Origin of the sequence: Kitasatospora sp. NPDC057015 (genome assembly GCF_042673745.1) — a bacterium.
Taxonomy (GTDB): Bacteria; Actinomycetota; Actinomycetes; order Streptomycetales; family Streptomycetaceae; genus Kitasatospora.
Genome location: NZ_JBHUSG010000009.1, coordinates 136,664 through 157,035, shown reverse-complemented (window position 1 = coordinate 157,035; position 20,372 = coordinate 136,664). Strand labels below are relative to the sequence as shown.

20 protein-coding genes are annotated in these 20,372 nt (G+C 74.5%); 6 read left to right on the top strand and 14 right to left on the bottom strand.

What is annotated here, in order from left to right; translation table 11 throughout:
* Nucleotides 1-29 precede the first annotated feature (29 nt).
* From ACFTWP_RS11960 to ACFTWP_RS11945, 4 genes are all read right to left on the bottom strand, one after another.
* A complete protein-coding gene (locus ACFTWP_RS11960; RefSeq protein ID WP_380264348.1) occupies nt 30-1,094 on the bottom strand; it encodes a glycoside hydrolase family 6 protein in 1,065 nt (354 codons plus the stop codon).
* Nucleotides 1,095-1,208: 114 nt separating this feature from the next.
* Nucleotides 1,209-1,922 (bottom strand): uracil-DNA glycosylase, encoded by a 714-nt coding sequence (locus ACFTWP_RS11955; protein ID WP_380264347.1) that lies wholly within the window; start codon nt 1,920-1,922, stop codon nt 1,209-1,211.
* Nucleotides 1,923-2,046: 124 nt separating this feature from the next.
* On the bottom strand, nt 2,047-3,318 hold the full coding sequence (locus ACFTWP_RS11950) for a low temperature requirement protein A (protein WP_380264346.1): 1,272 nt from the start codon (nt 3,316-3,318) through the stop codon (nt 2,047-2,049).
* Between the two features lie 78 nt (nt 3,319-3,396).
* Complete coding sequence (locus tag ACFTWP_RS11945) at nt 3,397-4,176, bottom strand: HAD-IIA family hydrolase (RefSeq protein WP_380264345.1); 780 nt, start codon at nt 4,174-4,176, stop codon at nt 3,397-3,399.
* Between the two features lie 341 nt (nt 4,177-4,517).
* Between ACFTWP_RS11945 and ACFTWP_RS11940 the strand changes: the two genes are divergently transcribed.
* The gene (locus tag ACFTWP_RS11940) at nt 4,518-5,618 is read left to right on the top strand and encodes a lytic polysaccharide monooxygenase (protein ID WP_380264344.1); all 1,101 of its coding nucleotides are present in this window, start codon (nt 4,518-4,520) and stop codon (nt 5,616-5,618) included.
* Nucleotides 5,619-5,691: 73 nt separating this feature from the next.
* On the top strand, nt 5,692-6,762 hold the full coding sequence (locus ACFTWP_RS11935; RefSeq protein ID WP_380264343.1) for a Gfo/Idh/MocA family oxidoreductase: 1,071 nt from the start codon (nt 5,692-5,694) through the stop codon (nt 6,760-6,762).
* Nucleotides 6,763-6,971: 209 nt separating this feature from the next.
* On the opposite strand, the gene ACFTWP_RS11930 is transcribed toward ACFTWP_RS11935, so the two are convergent.
* Nucleotides 6,972-7,394: a type II toxin-antitoxin system VapC family toxin gene (locus ACFTWP_RS11930; RefSeq protein ID WP_380264342.1), complete on the bottom strand. Its 423-nt coding sequence runs from the start codon at nt 7,392-7,394 to the stop codon at nt 6,972-6,974.
* Nucleotides 7,387-7,668 (bottom strand): type II toxin-antitoxin system prevent-host-death family antitoxin, encoded by a 282-nt coding sequence (locus tag ACFTWP_RS11925; protein ID WP_380264341.1) that lies wholly within the window; start codon nt 7,666-7,668, stop codon nt 7,387-7,389. The genes ACFTWP_RS11930 and ACFTWP_RS11925 overlap by 8 nt, the downstream gene beginning before the upstream one ends.
* Nucleotides 7,669-7,815: 147 nt before the next feature.
* Here ACFTWP_RS11925 and ACFTWP_RS11920 point away from each other — a divergent pair, with 147 nt between their 5' ends.
* Nucleotides 7,816-8,109 (top strand): DUF6412 domain-containing protein, encoded by a 294-nt coding sequence (locus ACFTWP_RS11920; RefSeq protein ID WP_380264340.1) that lies wholly within the window; start codon nt 7,816-7,818, stop codon nt 8,107-8,109.
* A 75-nt stretch (nt 8,110-8,184) separates the two neighbouring features.
* Nucleotides 8,185-8,901 (top strand): YidC/Oxa1 family membrane protein insertase, encoded by a 717-nt coding sequence (locus tag ACFTWP_RS11915; protein WP_380264339.1) that lies wholly within the window; start codon nt 8,185-8,187, stop codon nt 8,899-8,901.
* 105 nt (nt 8,902-9,006) lie between these two features.
* Here ACFTWP_RS11915 and ACFTWP_RS11910 read toward each other — a convergent pair whose 3' ends face one another.
* The 5 genes from ACFTWP_RS11910 to ACFTWP_RS11890 form a co-directional block, all read right to left on the bottom strand.
* Complete coding sequence (locus ACFTWP_RS11910) at nt 9,007-10,002, bottom strand: adenosine deaminase (RefSeq protein ID WP_380264419.1); 996 nt, start codon at nt 10,000-10,002, stop codon at nt 9,007-9,009.
* Nucleotides 10,003-10,161: 159 nt separating this feature from the next.
* A complete protein-coding gene (locus tag ACFTWP_RS11905) occupies nt 10,162-11,457 on the bottom strand; it encodes a DUF445 domain-containing protein (protein WP_380264338.1) in 1,296 nt (431 codons plus the stop codon).
* A 127-nt stretch (nt 11,458-11,584) separates the two neighbouring features.
* Nucleotides 11,585-12,544, bottom strand: a complete 960-nt coding sequence (locus ACFTWP_RS11900) for an ATP-binding cassette domain-containing protein (RefSeq protein ID WP_380264337.1) — start codon at nt 12,542-12,544, stop codon at nt 11,585-11,587.
* Between the two features lie 129 nt (nt 12,545-12,673).
* Complete coding sequence (locus ACFTWP_RS11895; protein WP_380264336.1) at nt 12,674-13,501, bottom strand: ABC transporter permease; 828 nt, start codon at nt 13,499-13,501, stop codon at nt 12,674-12,676.
* Nucleotides 13,494-14,405 carry an ABC transporter permease gene (locus ACFTWP_RS11890; RefSeq protein WP_380264335.1) on the bottom strand — a complete coding sequence of 304 codons (912 nt, stop codon included), beginning with the start codon at nt 14,403-14,405 and terminating at the stop codon, nt 13,494-13,496. The genes ACFTWP_RS11895 and ACFTWP_RS11890 overlap by 8 nt, the downstream gene beginning before the upstream one ends.
* Nucleotides 14,406-14,726: 321 nt before the next feature.
* Here ACFTWP_RS11890 and ACFTWP_RS11885 point away from each other — a divergent pair, with 321 nt between their 5' ends.
* Nucleotides 14,727-17,099, top strand: coding sequence for a transglycosylase domain-containing protein (locus tag ACFTWP_RS11885; protein ID WP_380264334.1), 2,373 nt, complete (start codon nt 14,727-14,729; stop codon nt 17,097-17,099).
* Between the two features lie 86 nt (nt 17,100-17,185).
* Here ACFTWP_RS11885 and ACFTWP_RS11880 read toward each other — a convergent pair whose 3' ends face one another.
* The 3 genes from ACFTWP_RS11880 to ACFTWP_RS11870 all read right to left on the bottom strand — a co-directional run bounded on the left by ACFTWP_RS11880 (nt 17,186) and on the right by ACFTWP_RS11870 (nt 19,644).
* Nucleotides 17,186-18,370, bottom strand: coding sequence for a winged helix DNA-binding domain-containing protein (locus tag ACFTWP_RS11880; protein WP_380264333.1), 1,185 nt, complete (start codon nt 18,368-18,370; stop codon nt 17,186-17,188).
* Between the two features lie 380 nt (nt 18,371-18,750).
* Nucleotides 18,751-19,053: a GroES family chaperonin gene (locus ACFTWP_RS11875; RefSeq protein ID WP_380264418.1), complete on the bottom strand. Its 303-nt coding sequence runs from the start codon at nt 19,051-19,053 to the stop codon at nt 18,751-18,753.
* Nucleotides 19,054-19,302: 249 nt separating this feature from the next.
* Nucleotides 19,303-19,644, bottom strand: a complete 342-nt coding sequence (locus ACFTWP_RS11870) for a DUF3618 domain-containing protein (protein ID WP_380264332.1) — start codon at nt 19,642-19,644, stop codon at nt 19,303-19,305.
* A 141-nt stretch (nt 19,645-19,785) separates the two neighbouring features.
* Between ACFTWP_RS11870 and bcp the strand changes: the two genes are divergently transcribed.
* Complete coding sequence (gene bcp / locus ACFTWP_RS11865; protein WP_380264331.1) at nt 19,786-20,262, top strand: thioredoxin-dependent thiol peroxidase; 477 nt, start codon at nt 19,786-19,788, stop codon at nt 20,260-20,262.
* Nucleotides 20,263-20,372 lie beyond the last annotated feature (110 nt).

The following is a 20,372-nucleotide window of genomic DNA, read 5'->3' as shown; positions in this document are numbered from 1 at the left end:
GCGCGGGTACTGCGGGGGCCGCCCGGCCGCTACCCCGCGGCCAGGCCGAGTGCGTACTCCAGCCAGAACCGGCCCGCCGCCGGCTCCCCGCGCCCGCAGTCCCCGTCCGACTCCCCCGGGATCTTGACCCAGAGGTAGGCGTCCACGCCGGGCCGGCCGGTCCGCTCGGTGGGCGTCTCGCCGACCGAGCGCCCCGGCGGGTTGCACCAGGCGCCGCCGTCCAGCGGTCCCCGGCCGCTGCGGCTGGTGTCGATCACGAAGTGGGCGCCCCCGAGGGCGGCGGACAGGTCGGCGCCGTACGCCGCGCTCCGGTCGGTGCCCTGGAAGTTGGCGACGTTGACGGCGAAGCCGTCCGCCCGGCCGACTCCGGACCGGCTCAGCGCGTCGGCCAGCGCGGCGCGGTCCTGCCCCCAGCCCGGGTTGCCCGCGTCCAGGTACACCCGGACCGCCGGGTGCCGCTTCAACGCGTCCACGGCGTACCCGAGCAGCGCGTAGCGCTCGGCGGCGGCGGCGCCCTTGGGGCCGCAGGCGTCGAGGGCGTGCGGCACCGCGTCCGGCTCCAGCACCACCCAGGCGCGCCGGTCGGCCAGCGCGGCCGAGAGGCCGTCCACCCAGGCGCGGTACGCCGCCGCGTCGGGGGCGCCACCGGCCGAGAAGCTGCCGCAGTCGCGCTGCGGGATGTTGTAGGCGACGAAGAGGGCGGTGCGGTCGGCGGCGGCGGCCGCCCGGCTGAGCTCCTCCACCGCCGCCCGGTCGTCCCCGCCGGTCAGCCAGTGCGCGGACGGCGTGCCGGCGAGGCGGGCGATCAGATCGGCCTCGGCGGTACGGCCCTGCGCGCGCAGTTCGGGGAGCTGACGGGCCGCGGCCGTCCGGTCGGAGACGTAGAAGCTCTGGCCGGCCGGCTGCGGCGGGGCGCCGGGGCCCGGAGCAACCGTCGTGGCAGTGGTGGCCGGTGCGGCGGCCGGGGGCCGGTCGGCGGCCCGCTCGGCCTGCGGCGGCCCGCCGCACCCCGCCGTGACGGCCGTCAGCAGGAGCGCCGCGGCGCCCACCACCGAGCCGTGCGGCCACCCCCGCCGTCCACCGCGTACGAGCACAGTCCCTCCCCGGCCACCCCGTAGTCGATCAAGACTCCCACGGCGCCGCCGGGCGCGGCGACCGGGGGGTGACGGGCGCTCAGCCCGCACCCCCCGGCCTGCCCGGCGTCCAGGTCAGCCCGTCTTGACGTCCGGCACCCGCCAGTCGATCGGCTCGCCGCCGAAGCCGCCGAGCGCCTCGTCGATCTGCGAGAACGGCCGGCTGCCGAAGAACAGCTTGGCCGACAGCGGCGACGGGTGCGCCCCCTGCACGACCACGTGGCGCGAGGTGTCGATCAGCGGCAGCTTCTTCTTGGCGTAGTTGCCCCAGAGGACGAAGACGACCGGCTCCTCGCGGTCGCTGACCGCCTTGATCACCGCGTCGGTGAACTTCTCCCAGCCCTTGGCCTTGTGCGAGTTGGGCTCGTGCGCGCGGACCGTGAGCACCGCGTTGAGCAGCAGCACGCCCTGCTCGGCCCAGTGCATCAGGTAGCCGTTGTCGGGGGCCGGGATGCCCAGGTCGGCGTCCAGCTCCTTGAAGATGTTCCGCAGCGAGGGCGGGATCCGCACGCCCGGCTGCACGGAGAAGCTCATGCCGTGCGCCTGGCCGTCGTCGTGGTACGGGTCCTGCCCGAGCACCAGCACCCGGACCTCGTCGTACGGCGTGGCGTCCAGCGCGGCGAACTCCTGGCCGGCCGGCGGGAAGACCTGGTGCTCGGCGCGCTGGGCCGCCACGAAGGCCGCCAGCTCGGCGAAGTACGGCTTGCCCGCCTCGTCCGCCAGCGCCCCGCGCCAGGACTCCGGCAGTTCCAACCCCGCACCCACGCCGGCCTCGACAGTGTCCGTCACGACTTCAACCTCCCACCAGGCGGCGGCACACGGCCGCGCCACCCCGACCTAGGCGTACCGCGCGCTGCCCGGTACGTCCTTCTTCCACCCCGAACGCTACACAGCCCCACCGACACATCCCGCCTCAACGCAGCTCGGGGGCCGCGCAGGCCGGCTCCTCCCGCTCCGGTGCCGGGGCGGCCCGCCGCACCCGCAGGTGCTCGACGACGTTCAGCGCGACCAGCACCGCGGCCAGCGCCAGCAGCGCGGTGATCGCGGGCAGCCGCATCATCACCGGGACCAGGGCGAGCACCAGGCAGGCGGCGGCGATCCGGGTGCCCGACAGGCTGCGGAACATCATCCAGCGGGTGTAGCCGAAGCTCAGCAGGTACAGCCCGCAGCCCCCGTAGAGCAGGCCCACCGCCCCGCCGCCGAGCGCCCGGCCCGTGTGCGCGACGGTCTCGCCGAAGCCCACCGCGACGGCGATCACCCCGGCCAGCAGGCCCAGGTGCCCGTACTGGAAGACCCGGCGGATGACGTCCCGGCGGGACTCGGCGACCGTGACGGCGTAACGCATGGCGTCGGCCGCGTGGACGAAGTACTGCCACCACAGGCCGCAGGAGATGGTGAACGCGGCCGCCACCGCGATCAGCTCGGCGGCGTCCAGGGCGACGCCGGCGGCCGCCGCGCCCGTGCCCACGATCGACTCGCCGAGCGCGACAAGCAGGAAGAGCCCGAACCGCTCGGGCAGGTGCGCCGGGTGGTAGGCCACGTTCGCCAGCCGCCGCCGCAGGACCACCGGCGCGGAGAGGTCGCAGAGCGCCGCCAGCGACCAGAGCAGCAGCCGCGGGCCGCCGTCCAGCAGCCCGCCCGCGAGCAGCAGCGGCCCGCTGACCAGGGCGCCGATCCCGTACGGCCCGCGCCAGACGCCGGGCACCCGCACCACCAGGGCGAGCAGCACCAGACGGGCCGCCCAGTACGCCCCGCCGAGCAGCAGCCCCCGGCGGCCGTACGCGCCGGGCAGGGCCAGCGCCATGAACAGCCCGGCGAGGCCGACGGCGAAGATGCCGATCCGGTCGCGGGGGTTGTCGACGTCCCGGATGTTGGCCTGCACGGTCGTGCCGACCCAGCACCAGTAGACCGGGACGAAGACCACCAGGGCCTGGGCGACGCCCGTCCAGTCGTGGTGGTGGTGCAGCAGGGCCGAGACCTGGGTGATCGCGAAGACGAAGACCAGGTCGAAGTAGAGCTCGGCCCAGGTGACCCGCTTCTCCCCGGCCTCGGGTGCCGCCCCGCCCGGCCGCGGCTCCCCGCCCGCCGGCGCCGGCCGCGGCGCGGTCCGGGCCCGCGCCGCCTCCCCCTGGCCGGCCCCGGACCGCGCCCCGGCGGGCTGCGGACTCGTCGTCGGTCGGCTCATGATCCTTCCCCCCTCAAGGAACAACGGGCCCCGCCGCGCGGCCGGAGCCGTGCGGGGGGCCCGTCGGCGAGTGCGCCGTCAGACCATCTCGATCAGGTCGGCGATGGACTTGACCACCCGGGTCGGCCGGTACGGGAACCGCTCCACGTCCGCCGCGGCGGTGAGGCCGGTCAGCACCAGGATCGTCTCCATGCCGGCCTCCATGCCGGCGACGATGTCGGTGTCCATCCGGTCGCCGATCATCACGGCGGTCTCCGAGTGGGCGCCGGCGCTGTTGAGCGCCTCACGCATCATCAGCGGGTTCGGCTTGCCGACGAAGTACGGGTCGACGCCGGTGGCCTTGGTGATGAGCGCGGCGACCGAGCCGGTGGCCGGCAGCACGCCCTCGGTGGACGGGCCGGTCTCGTCCGGGTTGGTGCAGATGAAGCGGGCGCCGGCGTTGATCAGGCGGATCGCCTTGGTGAGCGCCTCGAAGCTGTAGGTACGGGTCTCGCCCAGCACCACGTAGTCCGGGTTGTTGTCGGTCAGCACGTAACCGGCCTGGTAGAGCGCGGTGGTGAGGCCGGATTCGCCGATCACGTAGGCGGTGCCGCCCGGGCGCTGGCCCTTGAGGAACTTGGCGGTGGCGAGCGCGGAGGTCCAGATCCGCTCCTCCGGGACGTTCAGGCCCATGCCGGCCAGCCGGGCGCTGAGGTCGCGCGGCGTGTAGATGGAGTTGTTGGTGAGCACCAGGAACGGCTTGCCGGACTCCTGCAGCCGACGGAGGAACTCCTCCGCGCCGGGAATCGGCGTGCCCTCGTGGATGAGGACGCCGTCCATGTCGGTCAGCCAGGACTCGATGGGCTTGCGGTCTGCCACGTGCGTGTCTCCCGAAGTCTTGCGATGGTCGTACGAAACGAACTGCGCAACGTCTCCGGTGCGCGCCCCGCCCACCCGGACTCCCGCAGGGAACACCGGGCGACCGGGGGTACTGCTGGCTGCCCCAACGGGGCACAGCCTAATCCGCACACCTGCCCGACGGCAGCACTGCCCGCCCACCGGACGCCCGGCCCGCTGCGCCGGGCCGGGCGGTCGACCCCCTCAAAGGCTCCTTAAGCCGCCCCTAACCGCACTGATTACCTGTCAGTAGGGCCGGTCGGCGGGTCTAGCGTGAGGGCTCCAAACCCCTCACCCGACTCCTCAGAAGGAGTTCCCCACCCATGCTCAAGCGCCGCCTGACCACCGTTCTCCTCACCCTCGCCGGCTGCGTGCTGGCCGGCACCGCCGTGGCCCCCGACGCCGTCGCGCACGGCTCGATGCAGAACCCGCTCAGCCGGGTCGAGGGCTGCTACCTGGAGGGCGCGGAGAACCCGAAGTCGGCCGCCTGCAAGGCCGCGGTCGCGGCCGGTGGCACGGCGGCGCTCTACGACTGGATGAGCCTGCGGATCGGCGACGCGGCCGGACAGCACCGCGGCCTGATCCCGGACGGGCGGCTCTGCAGCGCCGGCGACGAGACGTACAAGGGCATGGACCTCGCGCGCGCCGACTGGCCCGCCACCAACCTCACCTCCGGCAGCGACTTCGCCTTCAGGTTCCGGGCCACCGCCCCGCACCGGGGCACCTTCCAGTTGTTCCTCACCAACGGCAGCTACGACCCGACCAAGCCGCTGGCCTGGTCGAACCTCGACGCCCAGCCGTTCGTCACGGTCACCGACCCGCAACTCGTCGACGGCTCGTACGTCCTGCCCGCCCGGATCCCGGCCGGCCGGACCGGACGCCAGCTGATCTACGCGATCTGGCAGCGCTCGGACAGCCCCGAGGCCTTCTACTCCTGCTCGGACGTCGTCTTCGACGGCAGCGGCAACACCCCCGGCAGCGTGCCCGTACCCACCACGGGCGGTACGCCGGCCGGGACGGGGCACTCCCACCCGGCCACCCCGGCCGCGCCGAGCACCCCGAACACGCCGGGCACACCCACCGGCACGGGCGGCACGAGCGGCGCCGGCAGCCCCAACCCGGCCGTGCCCGCCGCCGGCCCGGCCGACACCGCCGGGCCCGTGCCCGTCGCAGCAGCCGGCACCGGCAGCGCGACGGCCGCCGCACCGGGCGCGCCCAGCGCCTCCGCCGCATCCGCGTCCGGCACGACCACCCCGGCCGGCACCGCCGCCGACACCACCGCCGACACCGCGAAGCTGGCCCAGACCGGTACCGACCGCTCGCTCGGCATCCTCGCCTCGATCGGCTCCGCCTTCCTCCTCGCCGGATTCACCGTCTTCGCCCTGCGCCGCGGGCGCCGCACCCCGGGCGCCCACGCCCGCTGACGCCGAACACGCCGCCCGCGGCCCCGGAGTCGGAGCCGCGGGTCGCGGGGTGCACCGTGATTGAGTGGGACGCATGAGCACCGCGCCCCGTCCCCCGTTCCGTGTCGGCCTGGTCGGTTACGGCCTGGCCGGCTCCGCCTTCCACGCACCGCTGATCGCCACCACCCCCGGACTGCGGCTGGAGGCGGTGGTCACCGCCAACCCCGAGCGCCGCGAGAAGCTGCGGGCGGAACACCCCGACACCCGGGCGGTCGACACCCCCGAGGAGCTGTTCGCCGACCCGGACGCCCTCGACCTGATCGTCATCGCCTCCCCCAACCGCACCCACGTGCCGCTCGCCCGGGCCGCCCTCACCGCCGGACTGGCCACCGTGGTGGACAAGCCGCTGGCCGCCACCGCAGCCGCCGCCCTGGACCTCTGCGAGTTCGCCGAGAGCCGCGGCGTGCTGCTCTCGGTCTTCCAGAACCGCCGTTGGGACGGTGACTTCCTGACCGCCCGGCACCTGATCGAGAGCGGCGCCCTCGGCCGGGTGCACCGGTTCGAGTCCCGCTTCGAACGGTTCCGCCCCAAGCCCAAGGCCGGCTGGCGCGAACTGGCCGACCCGGCGGAGGCCGGCGGCACCCTCTACGACCTCGGCAGCCACCTGGTCGACCAGGCGATCACCCTGTTCGGCCCGGTCGAGAGCGTCTACGCCGAGATCGACACCCGCCGGGACGGCGCCGTGGTCGACGACGACTCCTTCCTCGCCCTCACCCACACCAGCGGCACCCGCTCGCACCTGTGGACCAGCGCGATCACCCCGCTGGTCGGCCCGCGGCTGCGGGTGCTCGGCGACAGCGCCGGGTACGTCAAGTTCGGCATGGACCCGCAGGAGGAGGAGCTGAGGGCCGGTCACCGCCCCACCGGCGGCCGCCCCTGGGGGGCCGACGACGAGGCCCACCACGGCGCCTTCGGCACCAACGAGTCGGCCGCCCCGCTGCCCACCTACCCCGGTGACTACCCCGCCTACTACGCGGGCATCGCCGCCGCCCTCGCGGGCACCGCCCCGCCCCCGGTCGACCCCCGGGACGCCGTCGCCACCCTGACGGTGCTGGAGGCGGCGCGCGCGTCGGCCGCCACGGGGACGGTGGTGCGGCTGGCCTAACTAGGCTCCCTCGCCTCCGGAGCGCTTTGATCCGGCGCCGACGGTCGTCGCTCTCCCCCAGCCTCCGGCCGGGGGTACCCCCCTTACGGCACCGGCGCGCCCCTTCGGCTCGCTCGCGGGCCTGTGCCTCCCGCGGGTCACGGCGCTGCGGGGTGGACGTGCTTCGGGTGGTTCGGGGAGCCGGGGGGCGGGTGGCCTGGGGTGCGGGCTCAGACCGCGATGACCTCGACGGCGGCGCCCAGGCCGCGGAAGTCGGCGATGTTGCGGGTGTAGAGCGGCAGGCTGTTCGCGGAGGCGACGGCCGCGATCATGAGGTCGATCCGGCGCGGGCGCGGCTGGCGCCCGGCGGCGATGGTCAGCGCGACCAGCGTGCCGTAGCGGGCGGCGGCGGCGCTGTCGAAGGGCAGCGGGTCGAAGTCGGCCATCGCCGCCCCCAGCACCTCCAGGCGCGCGGCGCGGCTGAGCGGATCCCGGGCCATCGCGACGCCCTGCTGGAGCTCGGCGAAGGTGATCGCGGTCAGCTCGGGGACGGCCGGCAGGTCGGCCGGGTCGAGCAGGGCGAGGTCGATGTAGACACAGGTGTCCAGCACCCCGGCGGGCCGACGTCGGGTGCTGCGGCGGCGTTCAGCCACGGCGGCGCTCGAAGGGGTCGTCGTCCTCGCCGACGAGGTCCTCGGAGCCGAAGAACTCCTCGGTCTCCTTGCGCATCTGCTGGTAGTCGACCCTGGGCAGCCTGCCGTGCCGGGCCACCAGCTCCTCGGCGCTGAGGCGCCGCCGGCCGGAGACCGGCCGCAGCTCCGCGACCTCGACGCCGTTGCGGGTGATGTGGAAGATCTCGCCCGCCTCCACCGCGTCCATCACCGCGGCGGAGTTGTTGCGGAACTCCCGCTGGGTAATCGTCTTCATCCCTCCACGGTAGCCCCGTGTAGCACCGTTGGCTACAGTCGGCGCGGGGCTGGTGCGAACCCGTACCATCGTCAGGACGACCAGCGGGCCCGCCCGCACGAGCACCCCCGCCCGGGCGAGTACCGGGCCGTACCGGGAGGGACGACGATGACGCTGCTCGCCGCCCTGCTCGGACTGCTGCGGATCCTCAGCGGCGACCAGCTCACCGGCTCCCCCGGCCTGACCGCGGTCGCCGCGGCCGCCACCCTGGTGCTGCTCTCCGGCGTGGTGGCGGGCTCCCTCGCCACCGGCCGCCTGCTGGGGGCCCGGGCTCCGGCCGCCGTCCGCGACGGGACGCTGCGCCGGCACGCGCAGCGCACCGCCTTCCTCCCGCAACGGGACCCGGACGCCCGCGGCCGCCGCCGCCCCAGGGCGCCGGGCGCGGCCCCGGCGGCCGCGTAACCTCCCCACCGCACTCCCGCGCGGCCGTCCTCCGCCGACCTCTCGTTCCCGAGACCCCGGAGGGCTCGCTCCACCATGTCCGTCCTGTCGATCCTCGACCCGGCCGTGAGCCTCGCCCACGACGCCGTGTCCGCGCTCGCGCACGTCCTGCCGACCGCCGCCGCGATCATCCTGTTCACCGTCTGCGTCCGGCTGGCGCTGCACCCGCTGGCCCGGGCGGCCGCCCGCGGGGAGAAGGCCCGTACCAGGCTCGCGCCCCGGGTGGCCGAGCTGAACCGCAAGCACAAGGGCAAGCCCGAGAAGCTCAAGGAGGCCCTGGCCGAGCTCTACCGGGAGGAGAAGGCGTCACCGTTCGCCGGATGCCTGCCGATGCTGGTGCAGATCCCGTTCTTCTCGGTGATGTACCGGCTCTTCACCACCCCGAACGAGCTGCTGGACCACACCGTCCTCGGGGTCCCGCTGGGCCTGCACGTGGGCGGCGCGCACGGTCCGGCGCAGCTGGCCGTGTTCGGTGCGCTGTACGCGGCGCTGGCGGCGGTGGGCTACGCCAACTTCCGCCGGGCCCGCCGGGCGGGCCTGCCCGGTGCCGCCGCCGGGGCCGGTGCCCCGCCGGCGCCGGGGGCGGCGCTGCTGCCCTACCTGTCCTTCGGCACCGTCCTGTTCGCGGCGCTCGTCCCGCTGGCGGCCGGGCTCTACCTGGTGACCACCACGGCCTGGAGCGCGGGCGAGCGCGCCTGGCTGCACCGCGGCACGCCGGCGCCGGCGGTGGCCGGAGCGGTGACGACCGCCTGACGCCGTCGGGCCGGTCGTACGGCGGTGGGCCCGCCCCGCGGGGCGGGCCCACCGGTACCGGATCGGCGGTGCCGGGTCGGGCGGGGGGGGTCGGACGGGCGGGGCTCAGCCCCTGTCCCAGTCCGCCAGGTAGGCGTCGATCTCACCGGCGAGCCGGTTCTTGCCGGCCTGGTCCAGGAAGGACGCCTCGACGGAGTTCTTCGCGAGTGCGGCGACGCCCGCCTCGTCGAGGCCGAGCAGCCGGGCGGCCACGCCGTACTCGGTGTTCAGGTCGGTGCCGAACATCGGCGGGTCGTCGCTGTTCACGGTGACCAGCAGGCCGGCGTCGACCATCTGCCGGATCGGGTGCTCCTCCATCCGCTCCACCGCACGGGTGGCGATGTTGGAGGTCGGGCAGACCTCCAGCGGGATGCGGTGCTCGCCCAGCCAGTCCACCAGCGAGGCGTCCTTGACGGCCTGGGTGCCGTGGCCGATCCGCTCGGCGCCCAGCACCCGCAGGGCGTCCCAGACCGTCTCGGGGCCGGTGGTCTCGCCGGCGTGCGGCACGCTGTGCAGGCCGGCCGCGCGGGCGCGGTCGAAGTACGGCTTGAACTGCGGGCGCGGGACGCCGATCTCCGGACCGCCGAGGCCGAAGCTGACCAGCCCGTCGGGGGCGAGGTCCAGGGCCAGCCGGGCGGTCTCCTCGGCGGCGGCCAGGCCCGCCTCGCCGGGGATGTCGAAGCACCAGCGCAGCACCACGCCGAGCTCCTTCTCGGCGGCCTTGCGGGCGTCCTCGATGGCCTCCATGAAGGCGACGTCGGGGATGCCCCGGCTGACCGAGGAGTACGGGGTGACGGTCAGCTCGGCGTAGCGGATCTGCTGACGGGCCATGTCCTCGGCGACGCCGTAGGTCAGGGTCCGGACGTCCTCGGCGTCGCGGACCAGGTCGACGACGCTCAGGTAGACCTCGATGAAGTGCGCGAAGTCGGTGAAGGTGAAGTACTCGGCGAGGGCCGCCGGGTCGGTGGGCACCGCGGAGCCGCGGTGGCGGCCGGCCAGTTCGGCGACCACCCGGGGCGAGGCCGATCCGACGTGGTGGACGTGCAGCTCCGCCTTGGGCATGCCAGCGATGAACGCCTCGATGCCGCTCTTCCCGTCCGGCTGGACCACGGTGTGACTCTCTCTCTACGCGCGTCTCATCAGTTCCGGCAAGGCTACGCGAGGTGGCCGCGGAGCAGCACGCGCCAGCGCCGCCGGCGGCGCCGGCGGCGCCGGTGCGGCTCAGCCGCCGAGCGCCACGGCGACCGTGTGGATCAGCAGCCCGGCCAGGGCGCCGACCACCGTGCCGTTGATCCGGATGAACTGCAGGTCCCGGCCGACGTTGGCCTCGATCTTGCGGGAGGCGTCGTCGGCGTTCCAGCCGGCGACCGTCTCGGAGATCAGCGAGGTGATCTCCTCGCGGTAGGTGTCGACGACGTACTGGGCGGCGTCCTGGAGCCAGGTGTCCGCCTTGCCCTGGAGCCTGGCGTCGGTCGCCAGGCGGGTGCCGAAGTCGCGCACGCCCCGGGTGATGCGCCGGCGCAGCTCGCTGTCCTCGTCCTCGGCGGCGGTCATCACCAGGGCGCGGACGGCGGCCCAGGTGGAGGCGATCAGCTCCTGCACCTCGGGGCGGGCGAGCAGTTCGGCCTTGGCGTGCTCGACCCGGGCGATGGTGGCCGGGTCCTGCTGGAGTTCGGTGGCGAAGTCGGCCAGGAAGGTGTCGACGGCGCCGCGGGCGGGGTGCTGCGGATCGTCCCGGATGTCGGTGACGAAGCGCATCAGCTCCTTGTAGACCCGCTCGCCGACCTGGTGGTCGATGAACTTGGGCGTCCAGCCCGGGGTCTTCTGGGTGACCCGCTGGACGACCTCCAGGTGGTTCTCGGCCAGCCAGTCGTGGACCCGGACGGCGACCAGGTCGACCACCCCGTGGTGCCCGCCGTCGGCGACCACCTTGCCGAGCATCCGGCCCATCGGCTCGGCCACCGAGGTCGCCGCGGCCCGGCGGGTGACGGCCTCGCTGACCACCGCCTGGACGTCGTCGTCGCGCAGCACCGCGAGCAGCCCGCGCAGCGCGGCGGAGGCCTCCCTGGTGACCCGCTCGGCACTGCCGGGGGCGGCCAGCCACTCGCCGAGGCGCCGGGCGACGCCGAGCGAGGCCAGCCGGCCGCGGACCACCTGCCCGGAGAGGAAGTTGTCGCCCACGAAGTCGCCGAGGGACTTGCCGAAGGCGTCCTTCTTGGTCGGGATGATCGCGGTGTGCGGGATGGGCAGGCCGAACGGGCGGCGGAAGAGCGCGGTCACCGCGAACCAGTCGGCGAGGGCGCCGACCATGCCCGCCTCGGCGGCGGCCGCCAGGTAACCGGCCCAGGCTCCGGCGCCGGCGGCGTCCGCCCAGGTCGCCAGGGCGAAGACGACGCTGGCGAAGGCCAGCAGTCCGGTCGCGATGGTCTTCATCCGCCGCACTCCGCGGCGCTTCTCCTCGTCGGCCGCGGTGAACCGCACTCCGGGGCCCGTTGCGTGGAAGGCTTCGTCGCTCACTCCGCCAGTCTGCCCGCACCCGGCGCGCGAATTCCCCCACGCCCCCTCCCCGCGCGGCGCGCGCCCCAAACCGCCCCCGGGGCGGCCCGGGCGGGACGGTTCGGGGCGCGGCGGTTCGGGACGACGATCAGCCGATCGCCACCTGCGCGTACATCTTCGCGATCACGTCCTCGATCGCCGGCTCCCGCACCGACAGGTCGACCAGCGGGTAGCGCTCGGCGACCGCGGCCACCACCGGCGCCGCGCTCTGCTGGGCGGGGAAGGCCAGCCACTGGCGCGGGCCGTCCACCTTCACCACCCGGGCGCCGGGCACCTCGATCGGCGGACGGACCTCGGCGAGGTCGACCACCAGGGTGCGCTCGCTCATGCCCACCGCGTGCAGCCCGGCCAGGTCGCCGTCGTGCACCACCCGGCCGTGGTCGATCACCATCACCCGGTCGCAGAGCTGCTCGATGTCCACCAGGTCGTGGGTGGTGAGCAGCACCGTGGTGCCCTGCTCCCGGTTGACCTCGCGCAGGAACTCCCTGACCCTGCCCTTGCTGACCACGTCCAGACCGATGGTCGGCTCGTCCAGGTAGAGCACCTGCGGGTCGTGCAGCAGCGCGGCGGCCAGGTCCCCGCGCATCCGCTGGCCGAGCGAGAGCTGGCGCACGGGGGTGTCGAGCAGGTCGCCGAGTTCGAGGAGTTCGACGCAGCGGGCGAGGTTGGCCCGGAACCGGGCGTCGGGGATGCGGTAGATCCGGCGGGCGAGCTCGTAGGACTCGCGCAGCGGCAGGTCCCACCAGAGGGTGGTGCGCTGGCCGAAGACCACGCCGATCCGGCGGGCGAGCGCGACCCGCTCGCGGGCCGGGTCGACCCCGGCCACCCGCAGCCGCCCGGAGGTGGGGACGAGGATGCCGGTGAGCATCTTGATGGTGGTGGACTTCCCGGCGCCGTTGGGGCCGATGTAGCCGACGCACTGGCCGGCCTCGACGGTGAAGGTCAGCCCGTCGACGGCGCGGACCTCCCGCTTCTCACGCCGCAGCCGGCCGGTCTTCGCCCGCACGGTGAACGTGCGGCGGACGTCGTCGAGTTCGATCAGGGCCATTGCGATGGGTCCTTTCCGGGGTGGTCGCGCCCGCTGGGGCGCACGGTCCGAGGTGTCGCGCCGGCGCGGGCGCACCGGCCGGGGGGTGACGCCCGCCGGGCGCACCGACCGAGGGGAGGATGGTCGCGTTCAGCTCCCGGTGCCGCGGTAGGCCCGCAGGCCGGACCGCCAGAGCAGTCCCGCCGCGCAGACGCACAGCACGGCGGCCAGCGGCGAGGCGTACTGGAAGGCGACGGGCAGCCCCAGCGGGTCGGGGCGGTCCAGGATCCGCAGGGCGGGCAGCCAGTTGACGAAGGCCAGCGGCACGCCGAAGACCACGCCGGCGACGAGCTCCCTGGCGAAGATCGTCGGCGGGTAGTGCAGCAGGGTGGCGCCGCCGTAGGTGAGGGAGTTCTGGAGTTCCTTGGCCTCGCCCCACCAGAACTGCAGGGTGGCGCCGCCGATGAACACGGCCGCGAAGATGACCGTCCCGCAGAGCAGCAGGACGGGCACCAGCAGGGCGCGGTCCCAGGTCCACGCCACGTCCAGCGCGCTCAGCGACCAGACCAGCACCGCGCAGGCCTGCAGCGGGCGCCCGAGCCGGCGCAGCGAGAAGCGCTCGGCGCAGAGTTGGGCCAGCGCCGGGGCCGGCCGGACCAGCATCACGTCCAGCGTGCCGGCGCGGATCCGGGCGCCGAGCGCGTCGACGCTGCCGACGAAGAGGTTGGCCATGCCCAGCGCGAAGCCCGACGTCCCGTACAGGAAGCCGAGTTCGGGCAGGGACCAGCCGCCGAGCCGGTCGGTGTGCTGGAACATCAGCACCACGACCACGAAGTCGAGCGAGGTGATCATGATGTTGGCGCCGAGCATCAGCACGAACGACGCCCGGTAGGACATCATCGCCCTGGTCCACATGCCGGCCATCAGCCACCAGGCCCACACCGACCAGCGGACCCGCTCGCGTACGGAGTCAGCCACCCTGGACCACCACCCTGCGGGTGGCGAGCAGTTGGACGGCCCGGCCGAGCGCGAGCAGCACCACGGCCCAGGCCGCCTGGAACCCCAGCGCGCCGAACAGGCCGGCCCCCGTGCTGCGCTCCAGGAAGACGTCGGTGGGCACCTGCACCAGCGCGGCCCACGGCAGCAGCGGGGCCACCTCGCCGAGCACCCCGGGGAAGAGGTCGATCGGCAGCAGCATCCCGGAGAAGAACATCGACACCACCAGCATCACCGAGCGCACCCCCTCCGAGTCGTGCAGCCAGAAGCCGGTGAGCGAGACCAGGTACCGCAGCCCGAAGCTGACCAGCACGGCGAGCAGCACCGAGAACAGGAACTCGGCCCAGACCAGCGGGTCCTGCGGCAGCCGCAGGTCGAAGGCGAGCGCCCCGGCGACCATCGGGACGGCCCCCCGGGCCAGCAGGTGGAAGCCGGCCCGCCCGAGGTCGCCCGCCAGCCACCAGCCCTGGAAGTCGACCGGGCGGTAGAGGTCCACGGCGATGTCGCCGCTGCGGAACCGCTCCTGGACGTCGTCCTGGAACCCCCCGCCCCAGACCGCGACCGTGACCAGCAGCGCCTGGCTGACCCAGATGTAGGTGACGGCCGCACTCGTGTCGTAGCCGCCGAGGCCCGGCCGGGCCTGCCAGAGGGCGAGGAAGGTGGAGGCGAGGATGAAGCCGAAGACGGTGTTGGTGAAGGCGCCGGCGAGGGTGGCGGCCCGGTAGGTGGAGTAGCGGCGGAAGCTGCCCGCGGCGACGGCGAGGTAGAGCCGGGCCCAGGCGCCGGGGGCGGGCGGTCGCCCGGGCGGAGCCGAACCGCCCGCAGGCGCCCCGCCGGGCGGTGGGCCGTCACGCTGAGGGCCGTCGAGCTGCGGTGATACCGGCATATTGTCTCCTTGTCGACACGAGGGGAGGCGTCGGAGAACCCCGGTCGCCGTCACGGCCGCCACCCCGCCCGACCGGAGCGCGCACTCACGCGCACACGCCGGACCGGCCCCGACCGGCCGGACCCCGGGGGTGACCCGGGCGGCGGGCGGAGCTGACGTCCACTGACTGCGCTATGCGGTTCTCACCTTGCACCGTACCGCCACCGATCAACCGGCGCAGCCGAATTCCCCACCCCCGCCCCGGGCCGCCCGCGCCGAGCCACCCCGCCACGAGCGCGGGAAGAACCACCTGATCACCGATCAAATCGACATAATCACCCCATGAGTCAGGAGCCCGCCGACCCGCAGCCCGACACCGGCCCACCCCACGCGCCCGACGGAGCGCACGGCCGGCCGCACACCGGCGGCCCCGCCCACGGCACCCGCCGCGAGCGCCGCCGCGCCAAGCGCACCGACCGCCGCCGGGCCCGGCGGGCCCTGCCCGGCTGGCGCCGCGCCATCCCCACCTGGCGGATGCTCCTCACCGGCCTCACCGGCCTGCTCCTGCTCGGCATCGCGGCCTTCGTCACGCTCTACCTGATCGTCCCCGTGCCCGACCCCAACGCCCACGCCGTCGCCCAGAACAACATCTACTACTACGCCGACGGCACCGAACTCGCCCGCACCGGAGCCGTCAACCGCAGCGACGTCACCCTCGACCAGATCCCGGCCGACACCCAGCACGCCGTCGTCTCCGCCGAGGACCGCACCTTCTACCGCAACAAGGGCGTCGACCTCAAGGGCATGATCCGGGCCGGCTGGAACACCGTCACCGGCCAGGGCACCCAGGGCGGCTCCACCATCACCCAGCAGTACGTGAAGAACTACTACCTGACCCAGGACCAGACCCTCTCCCGCAAGGTCAAGGAACTCTTCATCTCCCTCAAGGTCGACCAGCAGCAGAGCAAGGACCAGATCCTCGCCGGCTACCTCAACACCAGCTACTACGGCCGCAACGCCTACGGCATCCAGAGCGCCGCCAACGCCTACTTCAACACCGACGCCTCCCGGCTCACCACCGCCCAGAGCGCCTACCTCGCCGCCCTGCTCCAGGCCCCCAGCGCCTACGACGTCAAGAACGCCACCCCCGCCAACCGCGCCAAGGCCGTCGCCCGCTGGAACTACGTCCTCGACGGCATGGTCTCGCTCGGCTTCCTCGACCCGGCCACCCGGGCCGGCACCGGATTCCCCGAACCCGTCGACCCCAGGCCCGTCACCGGCCTCAGCGGCCAGGCCGGCTACCTCGTCGACATCGCCGACACCTACCTCGCCACCACCGGCACTGTCGACGCCGCCACCCTCAAGGCCGGCGGCTGGCGCATCACCACCACCTTCGACAAGCCCCGGCAGGACGCCTTCGCCGCCGCCGTCCGGCAGGAGCTCACCGACGAACTCGACCCGCGGACCCGGCCCGGCACCGACACCGACGTCCGCGTCGCCGGCGCCAGCGTCGAACCCGCCACCGGCCGGATCGTCGCCGCCTACGGCGGGCCGGACTACGCCCGGCAGCCCTACAACGACGCCCTGCGCCAGGACAACCAGATCGGCTCCACCTTCAAACCCCTCGAACTGGCCGCAGCCATCGACAACGAGGCCACCAACCAGGACGGCCACCGGATCACCACCGAGACCGTCTACGACGGCACCAGCGGGCGGGACGTCGTCGGCGGACCCACCCCCTACGCCCCGCCCAACGAGGACGACGAGGACTACGGCCCCGTCACCCTGCGCCAGGCCATGGTCAAGTCCGTCAACTCCGTGTACGCGCAGGAGGGAGTGGACGCCGGCCTGGCCGACGTCCGGGAGACCGCGGTGCGCCTCGGCATCCCCGACGACGTGCCCGGCATGGACCCGGCCAACACCTCCATGACCCTGGGCACCGTCACCCCGAGCGCCATCGACCTGGCCGGCGCCTACGCCGCCCTCGCCAACCACGGCCAGGCCCACACCCCCTGGTCCGTCCTCAAGCTGGAGCACGCCGGCTACTCCGACCTCCCCGGCCTGCCCGACCACGAGGCGACCACCGCCCTCGACCGCGGCACCGCCGACGCCGTCACCGGCGTCCTGCGCGACGTCGTCAGCGCCCGCGGCACCGGCGCCGCCGCCCTCGCCCTCGGCCGCCCCGCCGCCGGCAAGACCGGCACCACCGACGCCAACCTGGCCGCCTGGTTCGCCGGGTACACCCCCGAACTCGCCACCACCGTCAGCCTCTTCAGGGAGAACCCGAAAACCCACGCGAAGGAGTCCCTGGCCGGGACGGCCGGCCTGTCCCGGATCAACGGCGGCACCTTCCCCACCGAGATCTGGACGACCTACATGGCCGAGGCCCTCGACGGCACCAAGGTCCAGCACTTCGACCTGCAACCCACCCCGGGCAACACCCAGCCAAGCCCGACCGCCACCGCGAACCCCACCACCCCCGCCACCGCGCCGGGCAACCGCGCCACCGGCACCCCGACCGCCGCGCCCACCCCCACCGGCGGCCACCCCACCCCCGGCAACCCCACGCCCCCGGCCGCCCCCACCCCCACACCGCCACCGGCGCCCACCCCCGCGCCGACCCGGAACACCCCCACCCCCGTACCGACCCCGACCGGCGCCGCGACCCCCACCCCGGCCGCCGCGGCCCCGCCGTCCCCGCACCCCAGGCCCTGACCCCGAGCTCCCCGGGCAACCTGAGCCCCTGCACTCCTCAGCCGCTGAGCCCCGCCCGGGCCCCACCCCGGGCACCGCGCACCGGTCTACCGCACCAGCTCCCGCTCCAACGGCGTCCGGATCCGGGGCGTCACCCGCACCTCACCCAGCCACCCCGCCAGCCGGGCCGCCTCCCCCGCCACCGCGGCCACCGCCTCCGACCCCACGTCCGACAGCAACCGCCACACCACCTCGCCGTCCGCCCGCTGCGCCCAGCCGCCCACCACCCGGCCGTCCCACCACACCGTCGGCCCGGCGTTGCCCGCCCGGTCGAACAGCGCCGGCACGTCCTCCGGCCGCAGGTACCAGTCCCGCCCGCGCCAGCCCATCACCGTCGGGTCCAGCCCGGGCAGCAGGGCCGCCCACGGACCGCCCGCCCGTTGCACCCCCACGTCACCCGGCAGCACCACCCCGGAGCCGCCGTCCCCCAGCACGACCTCCTGCGCGGCCACGTCGGCCAGCGCCTTCCGGGTGTCGCCGAGCGTCCAGCCCGTCCACCACTTGACGTCCTCCACCGTCGCCGGCCCGTACGCGGCCAGCCAGCGCCGGGCCACCTCCGCCTTCGCCTCGCGCACCGGCAGGTCCGGCCACGGCGGCACCGGCGCCCACGGATAGCTGCTGCTCACCCACGAACCGCGCGGCCGGCACCGCCGCACGTGCCCGTCCGAGGCCAGCACCCGGAGCAGGCGGCTGCCCATGCTCTGCCGCGCCTCGTACGGCTTGCCCTCGGACATCAGCATCGTCTCCCGCAGCGCGGGCACCTCGACGGCCAGCTCCGCGGTGGTCGCCTCCCCGCGCGCCCGCAGCACCTCCAGCACGGCCTGCTCGGTCCGCGCGAGCCGCTGCTCGTCCCAGCCCTCCGCGAACTGCCGCAGGTGCTTGACGAGCGTCGCCCGCTCCTTGACCGCGATCGCCCGGGCCGTCGAGGAGCTCACGAACGGGGCGAAGCCCTCCGTCACGGCGAAGATCGTGCGCCGCATCGACAGCAGCTTCACCAGCGTCACGTCCTCGTACAGCGCCCGCTCCACCTCGGCCGCCGAGGGCTCGGCCAGCCGGGCGCACGCCGACAGGTACACCGTGGCGGCGTCCGTCGCGTGCAGGCCGACCACCGCGTCCGCCACCTGCTCCACCGACTCCGCCCGCCGGGCCGGCACCAGCAGGTGCCGCTCCCCCAGCCTGGCCCGGCGCTGCTCGTCACTGATCCTGGGGCGACTGCCACTCGTTCCGGTCATACCCGGGGACAGTAATGCAGCCGACCCCGCGGGCGCCCCGCCGAACGCGACACCCGGCCGGTCGGGCGCCCACCGGCGCAGGGGGGCGCGCCCGCCCGGCGGCGGACTCCCGGCAACCGGGTGACGGCGGACCGCCACACGCCGACGCCCGGCGCGGCCGCCCCGCGGAAACCCGAGGGCAGACGCATGACGAAGGCCCGCGGACGGACCGCGGCTCGTGGACGGCGCGGCGGCGCGGGCACGGGCCCGGCCTGCTCCGCGCCGACGGGCGGTGCATCCACAGGTACCCCTTCGGACGACGCCCTACCGCCACCGCTCGGCCGACCGCCCGGAGACCTGCCCGGGGCCTGCCCGGGGATGCCGCAGAGGCACGGGCCCGCTCAGAGGTACAGGCCGGTCGAACCCTCCGCGTCACCGAAACGCATCGCCGCCACCGCGTGCAGGTCCCGCTCGCGCAGCAGCACGTACGTCGCGCCGCGCACCTCGACCTCCAGCTTGTCCTCCGGGTCGTACAGCACCCGGTCGCCCGGCTCCACCGAGCGCACGCTCTGGCCCACCGCGACCGCCTCGGCCCAGGTACAGCGCTTGGACAGCTCCGCGGTCGCCGGGATCAGGATGCCGCCGGTCGAACGGCGCTCGCCCTCCGCGCCCTCGGTCTTCACCAGCACCCGGTCGTGCAGCATCTTGATCGGCAGCTTCTCGCCCAGCCGGTCGTGGCGAGGCGCTTCGTTCTGCGGGGTCCGCTCGTCGTTGGTACTCACGCCCCGAAGGTACCCGCCCGAGGCCGCCCGCGTGACGCTGGCCCGACATGCGCGCGGGCCGGGCCCGCACATCCGGCGCACCCGGCCCGCACCACACCGCACCGCACCGCACCGCACCGCACCGCCCCGCCCCGCCCCCGGACGGACCGCGCGACGACGATCCGCGCTCGCTCAGCCCCGCCGGCGCTTGCGGGCCGACGCCAGCAGCAGCACCACACCGACGCCCACCAGCGCCGCCGGCACGATCCGCTCCTTGCGCGGACGGCCCTTCTCGTCCGTGAACTGCGCCTTCGCCTTCTCGACCGCCCCGCTCGCCGCCACGTAGGCCCGGCCGGCCTTCTGCTCGACCGAGGCCACCGCCTTCGCCTTCACCTGCGCCGCGACCGTCGACGGGTGCACCCGCATCGCGAGCTCGTCCAGGGTCGACGCCAGCTGCGTACGGGTCCGCTTGATGTCCGCCTCGATCTGGGCGGCCGTCCGCGTCGCCTTGTCCTTCGTGCTCGCCTCGCCCACTAGGGCCACCCCATTCACCGATGTTGTCCTGTACGACCGACCCAGTTTGTCAGCTGACCCGCCGCCACGCGCGGCCCCACCCACCAACAGAGGTAAGTTTGCCGTGGTACGACCACCAGTCCAGACGAGGAGAGTTCCACCGTGAGCGAGCGCCTCCAGGCCGGAGACACCGCGCCTGCCTTCACCCTGCCCGACGCCGACGGCAAGCAGGTGTCCCTCGCCGACCACCTCGGTCGCAAGGTGATCGTGTACTTCTACCCCGCCGCCCTCACCCCCGGCTGCACCACCCAGGCCTGCGACTTCACCGACAACCTGGAGGTCTTCTCCGGCGCCGGGTACGACGTCGTCGGCATCTCCCCCGACAAGCCCGAGAAGCTCGGCAAGTTCCGCGAGACCGAGGACCTCAAGGTCACCCTGCTCGCCGACGAGGACAAGTCCGTCCTGGAGGCGTACGGCGCCTTCGGCGAGAAGAAGCTCTACGGCAAGACCGTCGTCGGTGTGATCCGCTCCACCGTGATCGTGGACGAGCAGGGCAAGGTCGAGCACGCCCTGTACAACGTCAAGGCCACCGGCCACGTCGCCAAGCTGCTCCGCGACCTGAAGATCGACGCGGCCTGATCCGGCCCACCGCCGGCGCGCCCCGCCCGGGGCGCGCCGGCGCACGCCGTGCGTCGCCCCCGCGGATCTGTCACCGCCGCGTACCGATGGTGTCCTGAACCCGCGAAGTA